The sequence below is a fragment of the Mycobacterium sp. SA01 genome (assembly GCF_041287105.1).
Classification (GTDB): domain Bacteria; phylum Actinomycetota; class Actinomycetes; order Mycobacteriales; family Mycobacteriaceae; genus Mycobacterium.
In genome coordinates this window covers 394,355-409,391 of record NZ_JBGGNO010000019.1, presented here as the reverse complement: position 1 = coordinate 409,391, position 15,037 = coordinate 394,355, and the positions used below count along the sequence as shown (strand labels likewise).

Below are 15,037 nucleotides of genomic sequence, written 5' to 3'. Positions count from 1 at the left end.
TGACGGACTAACTATTCGGCTAGGGTGCTGACTTGTGGATTTCGACCTCGACGCCGAACAGCGCGCGTGGTTGGCGGAGGTGCGGGAATTCCTGCGGGAGAACGTCACTGACGCCCTTCGTGCCGAGATCGCCGAACATAATCTGGAGCACCCGGGTGGCGAGGTGGCGGCGTTTCGCCGCAAGCTCGGCGCCAAGGGCTGGTTCGGCCTGAACTGGCCTGCGGAGTACGGCGGCCTCGGACTGGGCCCCGTGCACCTGCATCTGCTGATGACCGAGTTCGAGTACTGGGGTGCGCCGGGCCCGGATCTGACTGTCACCTCGATCGCGCCGATGATCATGCGGCACGGCACCGAGCAGAACAAGCGTGAGTTCCTCCCGCTGATCGCGCGCGGCGAGATGACCTGTGCGCTGGGGTATTCCGAGCCCGATGCCGGTACCGACCTGGCCTCGCTGCGGACCAAGGCGGTCCGCGACGGCGACGAATGGGTGATCAACGGATCCAAGATCTGGAACAGCGGCGCGCAGCGATCCACCCACGAATGGCTCTGCGTGCGCACCGACCCGCAGGCCCAGCGGCACCGGGGGATCTCGGTGATCGTCGTCCCGGTGGACAGCCCCGGTGTCCGGATCCGTCCGTTGATCGCGTGGTCCGGCTACCGGACCAACGAGGTCTTCTTCGACGACGTGCGGGTACCGGTGACCAATCTGATCGGGGAGGAGAACCGCGGCTGGTCCTACATCACCGGTGCCCTCGATCTGGAGCGCGGTGCGCTCACCAACGCCGGGGACCTGCGGCGTGCACTCGACGAGTTGCAGGTGCTGGCGCGGATGCCGCGCCGCGACGGCACCGTCCCGATCGACAATCCCGGCTTCCGCCGCCGGCTGGCCCAGGCCGAGGCTGACGTCGAGGTCGCCGGGCTGATGGGCTACGAAGCGTCGTCGTTGCTGGCCGGCGGGGTGATCCCCACCGTGGAGGTCAGCGTCGAAAAGGTCTTCAGCAGCGAGTTGCGGCAGCGCATCGCCGACCTCGGAATCGACCTGCTTGGTGCAGAAGGTCTACTGGCGCATCGTAATTCGGAGGCGCCGGCCGGAGGGCGGTTCGAGAAGCTGTACCGGTTCGCGCCCCTTATGCGCTTCGGCGGCGGCACCAACGAGGTGCTCCGCGACGTCATCGCCCAGCGCGGCAACAGCATGCCCTCCTACGGACGGTGAGATGAAACTCGTTCCTTCGCAAGACGATCGCGACCTGGAAGCCAGCCTGCGCGGTCTGCTGGCCGCCGGCCGCGCCGATCTGTGGGGTGACCTCGCCACGGCCGGAGTGATGGGGCTGGGGCTGCCGGACGTCTACGGCGGGTCCGGCGGATCCCTGTCGGATCTCGGGATCTTCGCCCGCGAAGCCGGCCGGGCCCTGTGCCCGATGCGCGTGCACAGCACCGCGATCGCCGCGCATGCGCTGCACATCCTCGGCGCTGAGAAGTCCTGCGTCACGTGGCTGCCCGACCTGACCGCCGGACGGATCGCCGCCACCACGGCGCTGTGGAATCCCAATGACGCAGCCGATGTGACCGCCACCATGCGCGCCGACCAGGATCGTGACGGCACGTGGCGACTCACCGGCACAGCCGATTTCGTCAACGACGCGGACACCGCCGACATCGTCGTGGTGTCCGGATTCGACCGGTCCGGCAACACCGTCGGCTTCGTCGTCCGGTTGCACAACGACGGCGTTACGCTGCGTCCGCTGGCGCTGATGGGCGGCCACCGCGCCTCGGTGCTGCGCTTCGACGATGTGCCTGTCGACGATGTCCTCAACGACGGCGCCGCGCTGGGCCGCGAGGACCTCCGTCGCACCGCCAACGCCGCGATGGCGTTGACGGCGCTGGATCTCGTCGGCGTCGGCGAGGCGGTCCTCGAACGCACCGTTCGCTACACCACCGTGCGCCACCAGTTCGGCAGGCCGATCGCCTCATTCCAGGCCGCCCAGCACATCGTGGCCGACATGCACATCGGGCTCGCGGCGGCCCGGCTGGCCGCCCAGTCCGCAATCTCGGCGATCAGCCAGGGCCGCAGCGCTGTCCGGGAAACCGCGATCGCCCGTATCCAGTCCGCCACGGCGGCCAAGTGGGCCACCCTCGACGCCCACCAGTTGCACGGCGGGATGGGATACGTCGTGGAGACCGACCTCTACCTGTGGTCGGAACGGGCCAGGGTGCTCTCGACGCTGGGCGGCGGTGCCGACATCGCAGCAGCCTGGCTCGACGAGGACGAGGTCAGCCGGGCCGCCGTCGGTGAGCGGTTGCGGCGCAAGGACGGCCGATGACCGACAGTTTGATCGACCCGGAGACGGCGGCGCGTGTCGGCACCGTCGCGGCCACCGCCACCGGCGAGGTGATCCGCCGGGATTGGCAACGCTGGGCCGCCGCCGTCGGCGATGACAACCCGCTGTGGTTCGACGCCGAGCACGCCCGCGCCAACGGCTACCGCGACGTGATCTGCCCGCCGCTGTACCTGCAATACGCGATCCTGGGTGTCAGCCCGCTGGCCGGTCTCCGTCAGGACGGGTCGTCGGGTGCGGTGTCGGGAAGTCTGGCCTTTCCGAAGGCGCCGCGACGGATGGCCGGCGGCGAGAGCACCACCTTTCACCTGCCCGCCTACCATCGCGACGAGATCGAGATGGTCCGCACCATCGAATCCGTCGTGGAAAAGGACGGCCGCTCAGGACGATTCGTTCTGGTCACCTGGCACACCGTCTACCGCAACCAGCACGGCGAGCTGGTCGCCGAGGCGTCCACGTCGATGATCGCGCGCCCATGAGCCAGGTGTTCTTCGACGACGTCGAGCCCGGCGACCGGATACCGGAGCTCACCGTCACCGTCGACGAGACGCAGATGTTCTTCTTCAGCGCCGCCACCTACAACGGCCACCGGATCCACTACGACAAGCAATGGGCCCGCGACCAAGAGGGTTACGACGACGTGCTGGTTCAGGGACCGCTGCAGGCCGCGCTGCTGGCCCGCGCGCTCACCGACTGGATCGGCGGCCGCGGCAAGCTGGTGAACTACTCGGTGCAGAACCGCGGGGTGGCATTTCCGGGACAGCCACTGACCTTCGGGGGCACGGTCATCGCCAAGCGGATCGAGGCGGGCCGCGCAGTGGTGGACCTGGAGATCGCAGGCAGGCGCGACGCCGAGGTTCTGATGCCCGGCACCGCCACCGTGGAACTGCCTCGACGCCGCGAGGATTCCTGATGAAGCTGGCCGGGGAGGCGGCGATCGTCGGCATCGCGGAGCTGCCCGCCGAACGCACGCCGACCGGTCCGGGACTGTTCACCCTCGACCAGTACGCGGCGCTGACCAAGCTGGTGCTCGACGACGCCGGGCTGGACGCAAGCGTGGTCAACGGGCTGATCTCGCACGGCCTGGCCGAATCGGACATGTTCGTGCCCGCCACCTTGAGCGAATACCTGGGGCTGCCCATCGATTTCGGTGAGCGAGTGGACCTGGGCGGTGCGACATCGGCCGCCATGGTGTGGCGCGCCGCCGTCGCCGTCGAGCTCGGGTTGTGCGACGCGGTACTGGCCGTGCTGCCCGGTTCCCGCGCCCTGCCGCGATCGGTTCGGCGGGAGCCGGTGGTGCCGAGTTGGTTCGGGGCGTCGAGCAACAACTATGGATCGCCGCAGGCCGAATACGAGATCCCCTACGGCAACGTCGGACAGAACGCCCCCTTCGCCCAGATCGCCCAGCGCTACGGCGCGCAGTACGGCTATGACCCGTCGGCATTGGCCAAGATCGTGGTGGATCAACGCACCAACGCCTGCGCGCATCCCGGCGCGGTGTTTCACGGCAAGCCCATCACCGAAGCGGACGTGCTCGCCAGCCCGATGATCGCCGACCCGATCCGCATGCTGGAGATCGTCATGCCCGTTCACGGGGGCACCGGAGTGCTGATCGCCAATGCCGATGTGGCCCGCAGGAGTCGTCATCGTCCGGTGTGGATCAAGGGTTTCGGTGAGCACATCGCCTTCAAGACCACGACGTACGCCCAGGATCCGATGGTCACCCCGATCGCCCGCTCGGCCGGTCGCGCGTTCGCGATGGCCGGGCTCACACCGGCCGACGTCGACATCGCCTCCGTCTACGACTGTTACACGATCACGGTGCTGATGACCCTGGAGGACGCCGGATTCTGCCCGAAGGGCCACGGCATGAGCTGGATCAAGGACCGCGACCTCACCTTCCGCGGCGACTTTCCACTCAACACCGCGGGCGGCCAGCTCTCCTACGGGCAGGCCGGAATGTCCGGGGGCATGCACCACGTGGTCGACGCCGCCCGCCAGTTGATGGGTCGCTCGGCGGCAGCGCAGGTGCCCGACGCCAACACCGCGTTCGTCGCCGGGACCGGCGGGATCATGAGCGAGCAGGTGGCCTTGGTGTTGGGGGGCGACTGATGGCCGAGCCGATGCCCGTTCCCGAACCCACGCCGGTGTCGCAGCCGTTCTGGGATGCGTTGGCCCAGCACCGGATCCTGGTGCAGTATTCGCCGTCGGCCGGCCGCTACGTGTTCTATCCCCGGACGCTTGCGCCGGGCACCCTGGCCGACGACCTGGAGTGGCGCGAGATCGACGGTGCGGCAACGCTGTACACCTATACCGTGGCGCGCCGGCCGACCGGTCCGCCGTGGGCCGACGCACTGCCGCAGCTTCCCGCCGTCGTGCAGTGGGACGTCGGGCCGCGGTTCTCCACCGAGTTGGTGGATGTCGACCCGGAGAACATCCGGATCGGGATGCGGGTCACGCCGGTGTTCTGTGACCTGCCCGGCACGGCGATGACCGTGCTGCGCTACCGCCCGGCCGACGCATGATCGACACCGTCCAGAAGCTGTTGCGCACCCGGGTGGACGATGAGTCCGTCGCGGTGATCTCTCCGGAACGCACCTGGACGTGGCGCGAGTACCTGGCCGACGCCGCGGCGGAGGCCTCCGCACTGCTGGCTCTGCTGGATCCGGGGCGGCCGAGACACGTCGGCGCACTGATGACGAATTCACCGGCCTACGTCCGGGCGATGGCGGCCGCCGCGCTCGGTGGCTATGTGCTGTGCGGTATCAACACCACCCGCCGCGGCGAGGGCCTGATGTCGGACATCACGCGCTCGGATTGTCAGCTGCTGCTGGTCGACGACGACCACGCGGCGCTGATCGACGGACTGGACCTCTCGGGCGTCACCGTGCTCAACGTGGCGGGACCGCGCTACACCGAAGCCGTCGAGACCGCGAAACCGCTTGTACCGCATGAAGTCTCCGGTACCGATCCGTTCATGATGATCTTCACCTCCGGCACCAGCGGCAACCCCAAGGCGGTGCCGTTCGTCCACACGATGAGCGTGATGTGCGGCTTGAGCCTGGTGGCTCAGATGGACATCACCGCCGAGGACGTGTGCTACCTCGCGATGCCGCTGTTCCATTCCAACGGGGTGGCTGTCGGCTTCTCGGTGGCGGTCACCGCCGGAGCGGCGATGGTGCCGGTGAAGTTCTCGGTGTCACGGTTGCTGCCTGACCTGCGCCGCTACGGCGTGACGTTCATGAACTACGTCGGTAAGCCGCTGGCGCTGGTGCTGGCCACCCCCGAACAGCCCGACGACGCCGACAACCCGTTGCGCATCATGTACGGCAACGAGGCCACCGAACGCGATATCGCGGAATTCTCAAGGCGTTTCGGCTGCCGCATCATCGACGGCTTCGGCTCCAGCGAGTTCGCCGTCGTCGTGGTCCGCGAGGACGGCACCCCGCCCGGCTCGATCGGCAAGGGCTGGGGTGGGGTGTCGATCTATGATCCCGACACCGTGACTGAATGTGCCACAGCGGTTTTCGACGACAATGGCGCCCTGATCAACGCCGACGACGCGGTCGGGGAGTTGGTCAACACGACGGGCTCCGGACCGTTCACCGGCTACTACAACGATCCGGCGGCCACCTCCGAGCGGCTGCGGCACGGTATGTACTGGACCGGTGACCTCGCCTACCGCGACGCCGACGGCTGGATCTATCTGGCAGGCCGGACGTCGGATTGGATGCGGGTCGACGGGGAGAACATGGCCGCCGCGCCGATCGAGCGGATCATGCTGCGGCTCCCGCAACTCAACCAGGTCGCCGTCTACGCCGTGCCCGACGAGCGGGTGGGCGATCAGGTGATGGCGGCACTTGTTCTGCGCCAGGGTGACTCACTGACGCCCGCGGAATTCGAGGAGTTCCTGGCCGCCCAGCCCGATCTGTCCCCGAAGGCGTGGCCGAGATTCGTCCGCATCAACGACGACCTGCCGCAGACCGCCACCAACAAGATCCTCAAGCGGGAACTGAGCGCTGCGGGTGTGAGCGCAGGCGGCGGCGTGCTGTGGGAGCGCGAACCGCGCGAGACCGGCTACCGGGTTCTCGGCTAGAGGGTGGTGTGATCCACGATCGTGCCGACGCCGGTGGCATCGGCCAACGTGGCGTTGGCCGGACCGGACAGCGCGACGGTGAACGTCTCGGTGTTCTCCGCCGCGGAATCGCCGAGCACTGTCACCGCAACGGTTTTGCTGGTCTCGCCGGGTAGGAAGGTCACCGTGCCTGCGGTGCCGACGAAGTCGCTGCCCTCGGTGGCAGTCCCGCCCGAGGTGGCGTAGTGCACGGTGACGGTCTGGTCTGAGGCAGCTGTCAGTGACACGGTGAACGTGGCCGTCGACGCGGGAGTGCGGTCGTTGAAGTCGAACTGGATGGGCGTGAGGTAGGACAACTTGTTCGGGTCGACCGTGGTCCAGTCGTCGGTCAGGATGCCGCCGTTGTCGACGAAGCTGGCATTCCACGCCCAGTATGTCCAGCTGATGGGCTCGTCGCCGGCGGGGATGTCGATGGTTCCGTTGTTGTCGAAATCGCCGGACAGGTATGAGGTGAGGGCCTCGAACCAGATGATGTCCTTCTGGTCGGTGAGGCTGGTGCCGAACTCGCCGAGATAGATCGGGGCGATGTTGTCTGTGTAGATGTAGCCCCAGGCGTTGGTGAAGACATTCGGCAGCCCGGCTCCGAAGTTGTCGCCGGTGAACCACGCCTGGGGGAACAGCGAGTTCGGATAATCGTGCGGCGAGTAGACCACTCGGTCGGGCACGTTCAGCACGATCGGGCGATCCTTGACGCCCATCAGATTGCCGCCCCACCAATAGAATTGGTTGTCGTAAACGCCGATGCCCTCGACCATGATCAACAGGTTGGGGTTGACGGCGAGGATCGCGTTGCCTGCACGTTCGGCGGCGCGGGCCCAGTCGTCGGCGCCGCCGCCGCCCCAGGTGCAGTTGTACGGTTCGTTGTGCAGGTCGACGCCGATCACGGTCGGGTTCCCGGCGTAGCGCGCAACGAGCGACACCCAGTCGTTGACCCAGTCCGTCTCGCTGTACTTGTCGTCGTACCAGAGGCCGTTGGCCGTGGTGCTGATGCCTGCGTCGTTACGGTGGTGGTCGAGAATGACTTTGAGGCCGATCTCGCCCGCGTAGTCGATGATGGTGTCCATCACCTGGATCGACGTCAGGCCTTGCAGGTCGGGATTGATGGTGAAGTCGATGCTGTCGCCCGGGACCTGGCCGTGCAGGACGTCCTGCGAGTAAGGGAGCCGGATCGTGTTGAAGCCCTCGCCGAGGATCTGGTCCATCATGTCTTTGTAATTGCGTGTCCACAGCCCGTCGGGGACGCCGTTGTAGCCTTCGAAGCCGTACCAGTTGACGCCGGCAATCTGCACCGGATTGCCTGCGGCGTCGAGGATTTGATTGCCGCTGGTGTGCCAGTAGCCGGCGCCGACCCGCGGCCCGGGCTCGGTCGCGGTGGCATCGGAGACGGTCAGCTGCGGTGGCGCGGCCACGATGGCCGCCACCGTGATGGTGGCGGTGGTGGTGCCGGCGGTCTGTGGAGAGAGCAGCGAGCGGATTCCGTGCAGCCCCATTCCGCGGTCGATGACGGCGACGACGAATTGGGCGGTGTCCCCGGCCTGCATCGGCGCACCGGGCGTGTAGACGAAGGTGCCGTGGGCGTCGATGGTCACCGTCCCCGACGTCGGCTGCTGCGTGACTTTGTAGCCGAGCGGGTCGTTCTCGGGATCTGTCGCGCCGACGTTGCCGGTGATGGCATTGCCGGCGGTGAGGCTGTTCTTGGTCGGGTCGTAGCCGATCGTCGGCACCTTGTTGAACAGCGTGTGCTCGAACTCGCGGCGCGCGAAGGTCAGCGCGCCCAGGACCGCCGAGAACACCGATTCGACGGGGTGCGGCAGCCGCGCGGCGATTGCGGGCCGGGGCCTGGCGACACTAGGCGCCTTGGTGGATATGCGATTGCGGGCCGGCGAGGTGACACCGCTTTTGGGTTTCGCGTGGCCGACGCCGTGCGACGAGCCGCTGGAGTCGTGCGAATCGGCGGCCGCGACAGCGGGGCAGCTCAGCGCCACGCAGGCGCCCACGGCAACTGCCAAGCCGCCGGTGCGGCACCACCCGATCGCCGATGGCATGAGTCCCCCCCGACTCGGAGCGAACTGCCATTGTGCTCTCGAATCGGGCCTACCGGCAGGGTTTTGGCCGACTCGGGATCAGCGCGCGAACATCAGTGCGCGCTTGACCTCCTGGATGGCCTTCGTGACCTCGATGCCGCGGGGGCAGGCGTCGGTGCAGTTGAACGTGGTGCGGCAGCGCCAGACGCCGTCGACGTCGTTGAGGATGTCGAGGCGTTCGGCGGCGCCCTCGTCGCGGCTGTCGAAGATGAACCGGTGCGCGTTCACGATCGCAGCGGGCCCGAAGTACGACCCTTCGCTCCAGTACACCGGGCAGCTGGTTGTGCAGCACGCGCACAGGATGCACTTGGTGGTGTCGTCGTAGCGGGCCCGGTCGGTCGGGCTCTGAATGCGTTCCCGGGTGGGTGCGTTGCCCGACGTGATCAGGTACGGCTTGACCGCGCGGTAGGCGTCGAAGAACGGCTCCATGTTGACCACCAGGTCCTTCTCCACGGCCAGGCCGCGGATGGGCTCGATGGTGATGGTGAGCGGCTTGTCCTTCTTCGGCAGCAGGTCGCGCATCAGGACCTTGCACGCCAGCCGGTTGACGCCGTTGATCCGCATCGCATCCGACCCGCACACCCCGTGGGCGCAGGAACGGCGGAAGGTCAGCGTGCCGTCCAGGTAGCTCTTCACATAGATCAGCAGGTTCAGCAGGCGGTCACTGGGCAGACACGGCACCCGGAAACTCTGGTAACCGGCGCTGTCGGGATCCTCCGGGTTGAACCGCGCGATCTTGAGCGTCACCATCACCGCCCCGTTCGGAATCGGCGGCAGGGCGGGCTCTTTAACGTCAGGTGCGATCGTCATTAATACTTGCGCTCCATCGGCTCGTAACGGGTCTGCACGACGGGCTTGTAGTCCAGCCGGATGTCAGACAGCAGCTCGGTGCCTTCCTTGTAGGCCATCGTGTGCCGCATGTAGTTGGTGTCGTCGCGGTTGGGGTAATCCTCGCGGGCGTGGCCGCCGCGGGACTCCTTGCGGTTCAGCGCGCCGACGACGGTGACCTCGGCCAGTTCCAGCAGGAAGCCCAGCTCGATGGCCTCGAGCAGGTCGCTGTTGTACCGCTTTCCCTTGTCGTGCACGCTGATTCGGGCGTAGCGCTCCTTGAGGGCGTGGATGTCGGTGAGTGCCTGCTTGAGGGTCTCCTCGGTGCGGAACACCGCGGCGTTGTTGTCCATCGACTGCTGCAGGGCACTGCGGATGTCGGCCACCCGCTCGTTGCCGTGTTCGCTGAGGATGTCGGAGACCCAGTTCACGACCATGCCGGCTGGCTGCTCGGGCATGTCGACGAAGTCGTGGCCGAGGGCGTAGTTCGCGGCCGAGATCCCGGCGCGACGGCCGAAGACGTTGATGTCCAGCAGCGAGTTGGTGCCCAGCCGGTTCGCGCCGTGCACCGACACGCATGCGCATTCGCCCGCGGCGTAGAGGCCGGGCACCGTGGTGTTGTTGTCCCGCAACACCTGTCCGGTGATCGTGGTCGGGATGCCGCCCATCACGTAGTGGCAGGTGGGGTAGACCGGCACCAGTTCCTTGACCGGGTCCACGCCGAGGTAGGTACGGGCGAACTCGGTGATGTCGGGCAGCTTGGCTTCCAGCACATCCGCGCCGAGGTGGCGGACGTCGATGTAGACGTAGTCCTTGTGCGGTCCGGCGCCGCGGCCCTCCAGGACTTCGAGAACCATCGAGCGGGCGACGATGTCGCGGGGCGCCAGGTCGACGATGGTGGGGGCGTAGCGCTCCATGAAGCGTTCGCCTTCGCCGTTGAGCAACCGGCCGCCCTCGCCTCGGACGGCTTCGGAGATGAGGATCCCCAGGCCGGCCAGGCCTGTCGGGTGGAACTGGTGAAACTCCATGTCCTCCAAGGGAAGTCCCTTGCGGAAGATGATGCCCAGGCCGTCGCCGGTCAGCGTGTGGGCGTTGGAGGTGGTCTTGTACATCCGGCCGGAGCCGCCGGTGGCGAACACGATGGCCTTGGCGTGGAAGACATGAATATCGCCTGTCGCCAATTCGTATGCCACCACGCCGCTGGCCACCGGGCCGCTGGGGGTCTCGGTCAACACCAGGTCGAGGGCATAGAACTCGTTGAAGAACTCCACGTCATGCTTGACGCAGTTTTGGTACAGCGTCTGCAGGATCATGTGGCCGGTGCGGTCGGCGGCGTAGCACGCCCGGCGAACCGGAGCCTTGCCGTGATCGCGGGTGTGCCCGCCGAACCGGCGCTGGTCGATGCGGCCTTCCGGGGTGCGGTTGAACGGCATGCCCATCTTCTCGAGATCGAGCACCGCGTCGATGGCTTCCTTGCACATGATCTCGACGGCGTCCTGGTCGGCGAGGTAGTCGCCGCCCTTGACCGTGTCGAAGGTGTGCCACTCCCAGTTGTCCTCTTCGACATTGGCCAGCGCCGCGCACATGCCGCCCTGGGCGGCGCCGGTGTGCGATCGGGTGGGATACAGCTTGGTCAGCACCGCGGTCCGCGCCCGGGGGCCGGCCTCGACTGCGGCGCGCATGCCGGCCCCGCCTGCCCCGACGATGACCACGTCGTAGCGGTGTTCGGTAATCATTTTCGCCTCGAAGTGCTTCTAGGAGATGTTGGGATCGAAGGTGAGAAGGACGTAGGTGCCCACCACCAACGTGATGAGCATCGAGATCACCAGCAGGGAATTCAGCCAGAACTTGGTGGAGTCCTTGCGGGCATAGTCGCCGATGATCGTGCGGATCCCGTTGCCGCCGTGCAGCTGCGCCAGCCACAGCAGCAGCAGGTCCCAGGTCTGCCAGAACGGCGAGGCCCAGCGCTGGGCGACGTAGTTGAAGTCGATCCGGTAGACGCCGCCGTCCCACATCAGCCCGATGAACAGGTGACCCAGCGCCAGGAAGATCAGGACAACGCCGGAGAACCGCATGAACAGCCAGGCGTACTTCTCGAAGTTCGGCATGCCGGACCGCCGGCGCGGGGTGCGTGGGTTGTCCAGCCCGGCCGGGCGGTCGTGATTGCGTTCCAGAATCGGAGCGGGCGGTCCCAGCCGGCTTTCGGGCGCGCTCACAGGAACCGCTCCGCCATGTGCATGCCGATGATCACCAGGGAAGGCACCATCACCAGCAGCCAGACCGCGGCCACACCCCACAGCATCTGCCGCTGATAGCGGGGGCCTTTCCACCAGAAGTCGATCAGGATGATCCGCACGCCGTTGAGTGCGTGATACAGCAGTGCGGCCACCAGGCCGATCTCCATCAGGCCGATGATCGGCGTCTTGTAGGTCTCGACGACCTCGTTGTAGGCCTGCGGGCTGACCCGTACCAGCGCGGTGTCCAGGACGTGGACGAAGAGGAAGAAGAAGATCGTGGTCCCGGTGATGCGATGCAGCACCCACGACCACATTCCCGGGTCACCGCGGTAAAGGGTGCGCCGTCGCCTCGTCGACTTGTCGCGCGGGGCCGGCACGACCGGTGCCGCTGTACTCATTCAGCGCCTCCAACACCATCGTTGCGTTATGGATTGGACTCTAACTCCGTTTGTACGGTCGAAAGAATTACGGTGCAGGGACAAGATGCGGCTCTCGGCCCATTCGGCCGGTGGGTGACAAATGCGGCGAGGCGGTTGGTGAATGCATTCAGTAGGGGTGGGTTGAGCTAGTCATGGCGTCACAAATCGACTGGACGGCCTTGCGTGACAAGGCAATTGACGTATCCGCTCGCGCCTACGCGCCGTATTCGGGGTTCCCGGTCGGGGCTGCGGCGCTGGTCGATGACGGTCGCGTGGTCACCGGCGCCAATGTGGAGAATGTCTCATATGGCCTAGGTCTCTGTGCCGAATGCGCGGTGGTCTGCGCACTGGTTTCCGGCGGCGGCGGACGACTGCGGGCCGTGGCGGTCGTCGACGCCACCGGGGCCGCCCTGATGCCCTGCGGGCGGTGTCGTCAACTTCTGCTCGAGCACGGCGGGCCGGAGTTGCTCGTCGATCACGCCGAGGGTCCGCGCCGGCTGGCCGAGCTGCTGCCCGACGCGTTCGGCCCCGATGACCTGGCCCGGGTGGAACGGGAAAAGCCGTGACGCAGTTCACATTCGATGCGCCGACGGTCATCCGGGTCAAACGTGACGGTGGCCGGTTGAGCGACGAGGCCATCGATTGGGTGATCGACGCCTACACCCATGGCAGGGTCGCCGACGAACAGATGTCGGCGCTGTTGATGGCGATCTTCCTGCGCGGGATGGACCGCGGCGAGATCTCCCGCTGGACGTCCGCGATGATCGCCTCGGGCGAGCGTCTGGACTTCAGCGATCTCGGCCGTCCGACGGTGGACAAACATTCCACCGGCGGTGTGGGCGACAAGATCACCATTCCGCTGGTGCCCGTGGTCGCCGCCTGCGGTGCGGCGGTTCCGCAGGCCGCAGGCCGGGGACTCGGGCACACCGGTGGCACCCTGGACAAGCTGGAGTCGATCCCGGGGTTCACCGCCGAGATCTCCAAAGCGCAAGTGCGCCAGCAGCTGTCCGAGATCGGTGCGGCGATCTTCGCTGCCGGAGAGCTGGCGCCCGCGGACCGGAAGATCTACGCACTGCGGGATGTGACCGGCTCGGTGGAGTCGCTGCCGTTGATCGCCAGCTCGGTGATGAGCAAGAAGCTGGCCGAGGGCGCCGACGCGCTGGTGCTCGACGTGAAGGTCGGCCGCGGTGCGTTCTTGAAAACGGAAGACGAGTCGAGGGAACTGGCCGCCACCATGGTCGAGCTGGGTCTGGCCCACGGCGTGCCGACCGTTGCCCTCCTGACCGATATGGACGTCCCCCTCGGCCGCACGGTCGGTAACGCCCTGGAGGTCGCCGAGTCACTCGAGGTGCTGGCCGGCGGCGGCCCCGACGACGTCGTGGAGCTGACGGTCCGGCTGGCACGGGAGATGCTGGCTCTGGCCGGGATCGACGGTCGCGATCCGGCGCAGACCCTGCACGACGGAACCGCGATGGATCATTTCCGCGCTCTGGTCACCGCACAGGGCGGCGACGTTCACGCACAGCTTCCGATCGGTGCCCATTCCGAGACCGTGCCGGCACCGCGAGGCGGCACAATGGGGGACATCGACGCTATGGCGATGGGGCTTGCCGTCTGGCGACTCGGCGCGGGCCGGGCCGCCCCGGGTCAGCCTGTGCAATTCGGCGCCGGCATACGCATCCACCGCAGACCCGGGGAGCCGGTGAGCGCAGGCGAGCCGCTGTTCACCCTCTACACCGACACCCCGGAGCGGATCCCCGCCGCGATGGGCGAACTGGACGGCGCCTTCTCCGTCGTCGACGTTCCGCCGAAATCTCTTCCCGGGTCGCTGCGCTCCGGCCCGCCGAACCCACGCCCGCTCATCATCGATCGGATCGCCCGATGACCACACCGCTGACGCCGGAGATGATCGGCCGAGCACCCAAGGCGCTGCTGCACGACCACCTCGACGGGGGTCTGCGCCCGGCCACCGTCCTCGACATCGCCGGTCAGATCGGGTACGACGGGTTGCCGGCCACCGACGAGGCCGGACTGGCCGAGTTCTTCCGCACCGCCGCGCACAGCGGGTCGCTGGTGCGCTACCTCGAACCCTTCGCCCACACCGTCGCCGTCATGCAGACCCCCGAGTCCCTACATCGGGTGGCGTTCGAGTGCGTGGCCGATCTGGCCGCCGACAACGTGGTGTACGCCGAGGTGCGGTTCGCCCCGGAACTGCACATCGACGGCGGGTTGTCCCTCGACGCGGTGGTCGACGCGGTGCTGGCCGGCTTCGCCGACGGGGAGAAGGCCGCCGCAGCCGACGGCCGGCCGATCGTGGTGCGCTGCCTCGTGACCGCGATGCGCCATGCCGCGCGATCGCGGGAGATCGCCGCGCTGGCGATCCGGTTCCGCGACAAGGGGGTGGTCGGGTTCGACATCGCCGGTGCGGAGGCCGGCTATCCACCCACCCGCCACCTCGACGCATTCGAGTACATGCGGAGTAACAACGCGCGCTTCACGATTCACGCCGGCGAGGCGTTCGGCCTGCCGTCCATCCACGAGGCGCTGGCCTACTGTGGGGCCGACCGGCTGGGCCACGGTGTGCGCATCGTCGACGACATCGAGGTGGCGCCCGACGGTACGGCGCGGCTGGGACCGCTGGCCGCGATCCTGCGTGACAAGCGAATACCGCTCGAACTGTGCCCGAGTTCCAACGTCCAGACCGGCGCGGTGGCGAGCATTGCCAGCCATCCCTTCGACCTGCTCGCACGGCTGCGGTTTCGGGTCACCGTCAACACCGACAACCGCCTGATGAGCGATACCACGATGAGCCAGGAGATGGCGCGCCTGGTCGATGCGTTCGGCTACGGGTGGAGCGATCTGGAGCGGTTCACCATCAATGCGATGAAATCGGCGTTCATCCACTTCGACGAACGGCTGGCCATCATCGACGAGGTGATCAAACCGCGCTACGCGGTCCTGATCGGCTGAGGCGCAGTCCCACCCTTTTTTGTTTGCT

General features: G+C 67.2%; 15 protein-coding genes. 10 read left to right on the top strand and 5 right to left on the bottom strand.

Annotation, left to right across the window (positions count from 1 at the left end; genetic code table 11):
* Positions 1 to 34 precede the first annotated feature (34 nt).
* Genes AB4879_RS17935 through fadD1 form a run of 7 tightly spaced genes read left to right on the top strand, consistent with a single transcriptional unit; the run spans position 35 to position 6,432 of the window.
* Positions 35 to 1,213 (top strand): acyl-CoA dehydrogenase family protein, encoded by a 1,179-nt coding sequence (locus AB4879_RS17935; RefSeq protein WP_115316768.1) that lies wholly within the window; start codon positions 35 to 37, stop codon positions 1,211 to 1,213.
* A 1-nt stretch (position 1,214) separates the two neighbouring features.
* Positions 1,215 to 2,321 (top strand): acyl-CoA dehydrogenase family protein, encoded by a 1,107-nt coding sequence (locus tag AB4879_RS17930; protein WP_370508652.1) that lies wholly within the window; start codon positions 1,215 to 1,217, stop codon positions 2,319 to 2,321.
* Entirely contained in the window at positions 2,318 to 2,815 is a 498-nt protein-coding gene (locus AB4879_RS17925) for a MaoC family dehydratase N-terminal domain-containing protein (RefSeq protein ID WP_102809700.1), read from the top strand. The genes AB4879_RS17930 and AB4879_RS17925 overlap by 4 nt, the downstream gene beginning before the upstream one ends.
* Positions 2,812 to 3,249 (top strand): MaoC/PaaZ C-terminal domain-containing protein, encoded by a 438-nt coding sequence (locus tag AB4879_RS17920; RefSeq protein ID WP_102809699.1) that lies wholly within the window; start codon positions 2,812 to 2,814, stop codon positions 3,247 to 3,249. Before AB4879_RS17925 ends, AB4879_RS17920 begins: the two co-directional genes overlap by 4 nt.
* The gene (locus AB4879_RS17915) at positions 3,249 to 4,448 is read left to right on the top strand and encodes a thiolase family protein (protein WP_370508651.1); all 1,200 of its coding nucleotides are present in this window, start codon (positions 3,249 to 3,251) and stop codon (positions 4,446 to 4,448) included. The genes AB4879_RS17920 and AB4879_RS17915 overlap by 1 nt, the downstream gene beginning before the upstream one ends.
* Positions 4,448 to 4,861 carry a Zn-ribbon domain-containing OB-fold protein gene (locus AB4879_RS17910; RefSeq protein ID WP_370508650.1) on the top strand — a complete coding sequence of 138 codons (414 nt, stop codon included), beginning with the start codon at positions 4,448 to 4,450 and terminating at the stop codon, positions 4,859 to 4,861. The genes AB4879_RS17915 and AB4879_RS17910 overlap by 1 nt, the downstream gene beginning before the upstream one ends.
* Complete coding sequence (fadD1, locus tag AB4879_RS17905) at positions 4,858 to 6,432, top strand: fatty-acid--CoA ligase FadD1 (protein WP_370508649.1); 1,575 nt, start codon at positions 4,858 to 4,860, stop codon at positions 6,430 to 6,432. The genes AB4879_RS17910 and fadD1 overlap by 4 nt, the downstream gene beginning before the upstream one ends.
* Here the strand turns inward: fadD1 and AB4879_RS17900 are convergent.
* The 5 genes from AB4879_RS17900 to sdhC form a co-directional block, all read right to left on the bottom strand.
* A complete protein-coding gene (locus tag AB4879_RS17900) occupies positions 6,429 to 8,516 on the bottom strand; it encodes a cellulase family glycosylhydrolase (RefSeq protein ID WP_370508648.1) in 2,088 nt (695 codons plus the stop codon). The genes fadD1 and AB4879_RS17900 overlap by 4 nt on opposite strands.
* 78 nt (positions 8,517 to 8,594) lie before the next feature.
* Positions 8,595 to 9,365, bottom strand: coding sequence for a succinate dehydrogenase iron-sulfur subunit (locus tag AB4879_RS17895; RefSeq protein WP_102809694.1), 771 nt, complete (start codon positions 9,363 to 9,365; stop codon positions 8,595 to 8,597).
* A complete protein-coding gene (gene sdhA, locus AB4879_RS17890; protein WP_370508647.1) occupies positions 9,365 to 11,119 on the bottom strand; it encodes a succinate dehydrogenase flavoprotein subunit in 1,755 nt (584 codons plus the stop codon). The genes AB4879_RS17895 and sdhA overlap by 1 nt, the downstream gene beginning before the upstream one ends.
* A gap of 18 nt (positions 11,120 to 11,137) precedes the next feature.
* Positions 11,138 to 11,578, bottom strand: a complete 441-nt coding sequence (locus AB4879_RS17885) for a succinate dehydrogenase hydrophobic membrane anchor subunit (protein ID WP_370508839.1) — start codon at positions 11,576 to 11,578, stop codon at positions 11,138 to 11,140.
* Between the two features lie 17 nt (positions 11,579 to 11,595).
* Positions 11,596 to 12,018 carry a succinate dehydrogenase, cytochrome b556 subunit gene (gene sdhC / locus AB4879_RS17880; protein ID WP_081845012.1) on the bottom strand — a complete coding sequence of 141 codons (423 nt, stop codon included), beginning with the start codon at positions 12,016 to 12,018 and terminating at the stop codon, positions 11,596 to 11,598.
* 173 nt (positions 12,019 to 12,191) lie between these two features.
* Here sdhC and AB4879_RS17875 point away from each other — a divergent pair, with 173 nt between their 5' ends.
* Genes AB4879_RS17875 through AB4879_RS17865 form a run of 3 tightly spaced genes read left to right on the top strand, consistent with a single transcriptional unit; the run spans position 12,192 to position 15,009 of the window.
* The gene (locus AB4879_RS17875; RefSeq protein WP_370508646.1) at positions 12,192 to 12,605 is read left to right on the top strand and encodes a cytidine deaminase; all 414 of its coding nucleotides are present in this window, start codon (positions 12,192 to 12,194) and stop codon (positions 12,603 to 12,605) included.
* Positions 12,602 to 13,924, top strand: a complete 1,323-nt coding sequence (locus tag AB4879_RS17870; RefSeq protein ID WP_370508645.1) for a thymidine phosphorylase — start codon at positions 12,602 to 12,604, stop codon at positions 13,922 to 13,924. Before AB4879_RS17875 ends, AB4879_RS17870 begins: the two co-directional genes overlap by 4 nt.
* Positions 13,921 to 15,009: an adenosine deaminase gene (locus AB4879_RS17865; protein WP_370508644.1), complete on the top strand. Its 1,089-nt coding sequence runs from the start codon at positions 13,921 to 13,923 to the stop codon at positions 15,007 to 15,009. The genes AB4879_RS17870 and AB4879_RS17865 overlap by 4 nt, the downstream gene beginning before the upstream one ends.
* Positions 15,010 to 15,037 lie beyond the last annotated feature (28 nt).

Bases quoted from the DNA above. Each gene is read 5' to 3' on its own strand.
- AB4879_RS17930 (WP_370508652.1), top strand. From the start codon at position 1,215: ATGAAACTCGTTCCTTCGCAAGACGATCGCGACCTGGAAGCCAGCCTG.
- AB4879_RS17925 (WP_102809700.1), top strand. From the start codon at position 2,318: ATGACCGACAGTTTGATCGACCCGGAGACGGCGGCGCGTGTCGGCACC.
- AB4879_RS17920 (WP_102809699.1), top strand. From the start codon at position 2,812: ATGAGCCAGGTGTTCTTCGACGACGTCGAGCCCGGCGACCGGATACCG.
- AB4879_RS17915 (WP_370508651.1), top strand. From the start codon at position 3,249: ATGAAGCTGGCCGGGGAGGCGGCGATCGTCGGCATCGCGGAGCTGCCC.
- AB4879_RS17910 (WP_370508650.1), top strand. From the start codon at position 4,448: ATGGCCGAGCCGATGCCCGTTCCCGAACCCACGCCGGTGTCGCAGCCG.
- fadD1 (WP_370508649.1), top strand. From the start codon at position 4,858: ATGATCGACACCGTCCAGAAGCTGTTGCGCACCCGGGTGGACGATGAG.
- AB4879_RS17900 (WP_370508648.1), bottom strand. From the start codon at position 8,516: ATGCCATCGGCGATCGGGTGGTGCCGCACCGGCGGCTTGGCAGTTGCC.
- AB4879_RS17895 (WP_102809694.1), bottom strand. From the start codon at position 9,365: ATGACGATCGCACCTGACGTTAAAGAGCCCGCCCTGCCGCCGATTCCG.
- sdhA (WP_370508647.1), bottom strand. From the start codon at position 11,119: ATGATTACCGAACACCGCTACGACGTGGTCATCGTCGGGGCAGGCGGG.
- sdhC (WP_081845012.1), bottom strand. From the start codon at position 12,018: ATGAGTACAGCGGCACCGGTCGTGCCGGCCCCGCGCGACAAGTCGACG.
- AB4879_RS17875 (WP_370508646.1), top strand. From the start codon at position 12,192: ATGGCGTCACAAATCGACTGGACGGCCTTGCGTGACAAGGCAATTGAC.
- AB4879_RS17865 (WP_370508644.1), top strand. From the start codon at position 13,921: ATGACCACACCGCTGACGCCGGAGATGATCGGCCGAGCACCCAAGGCG.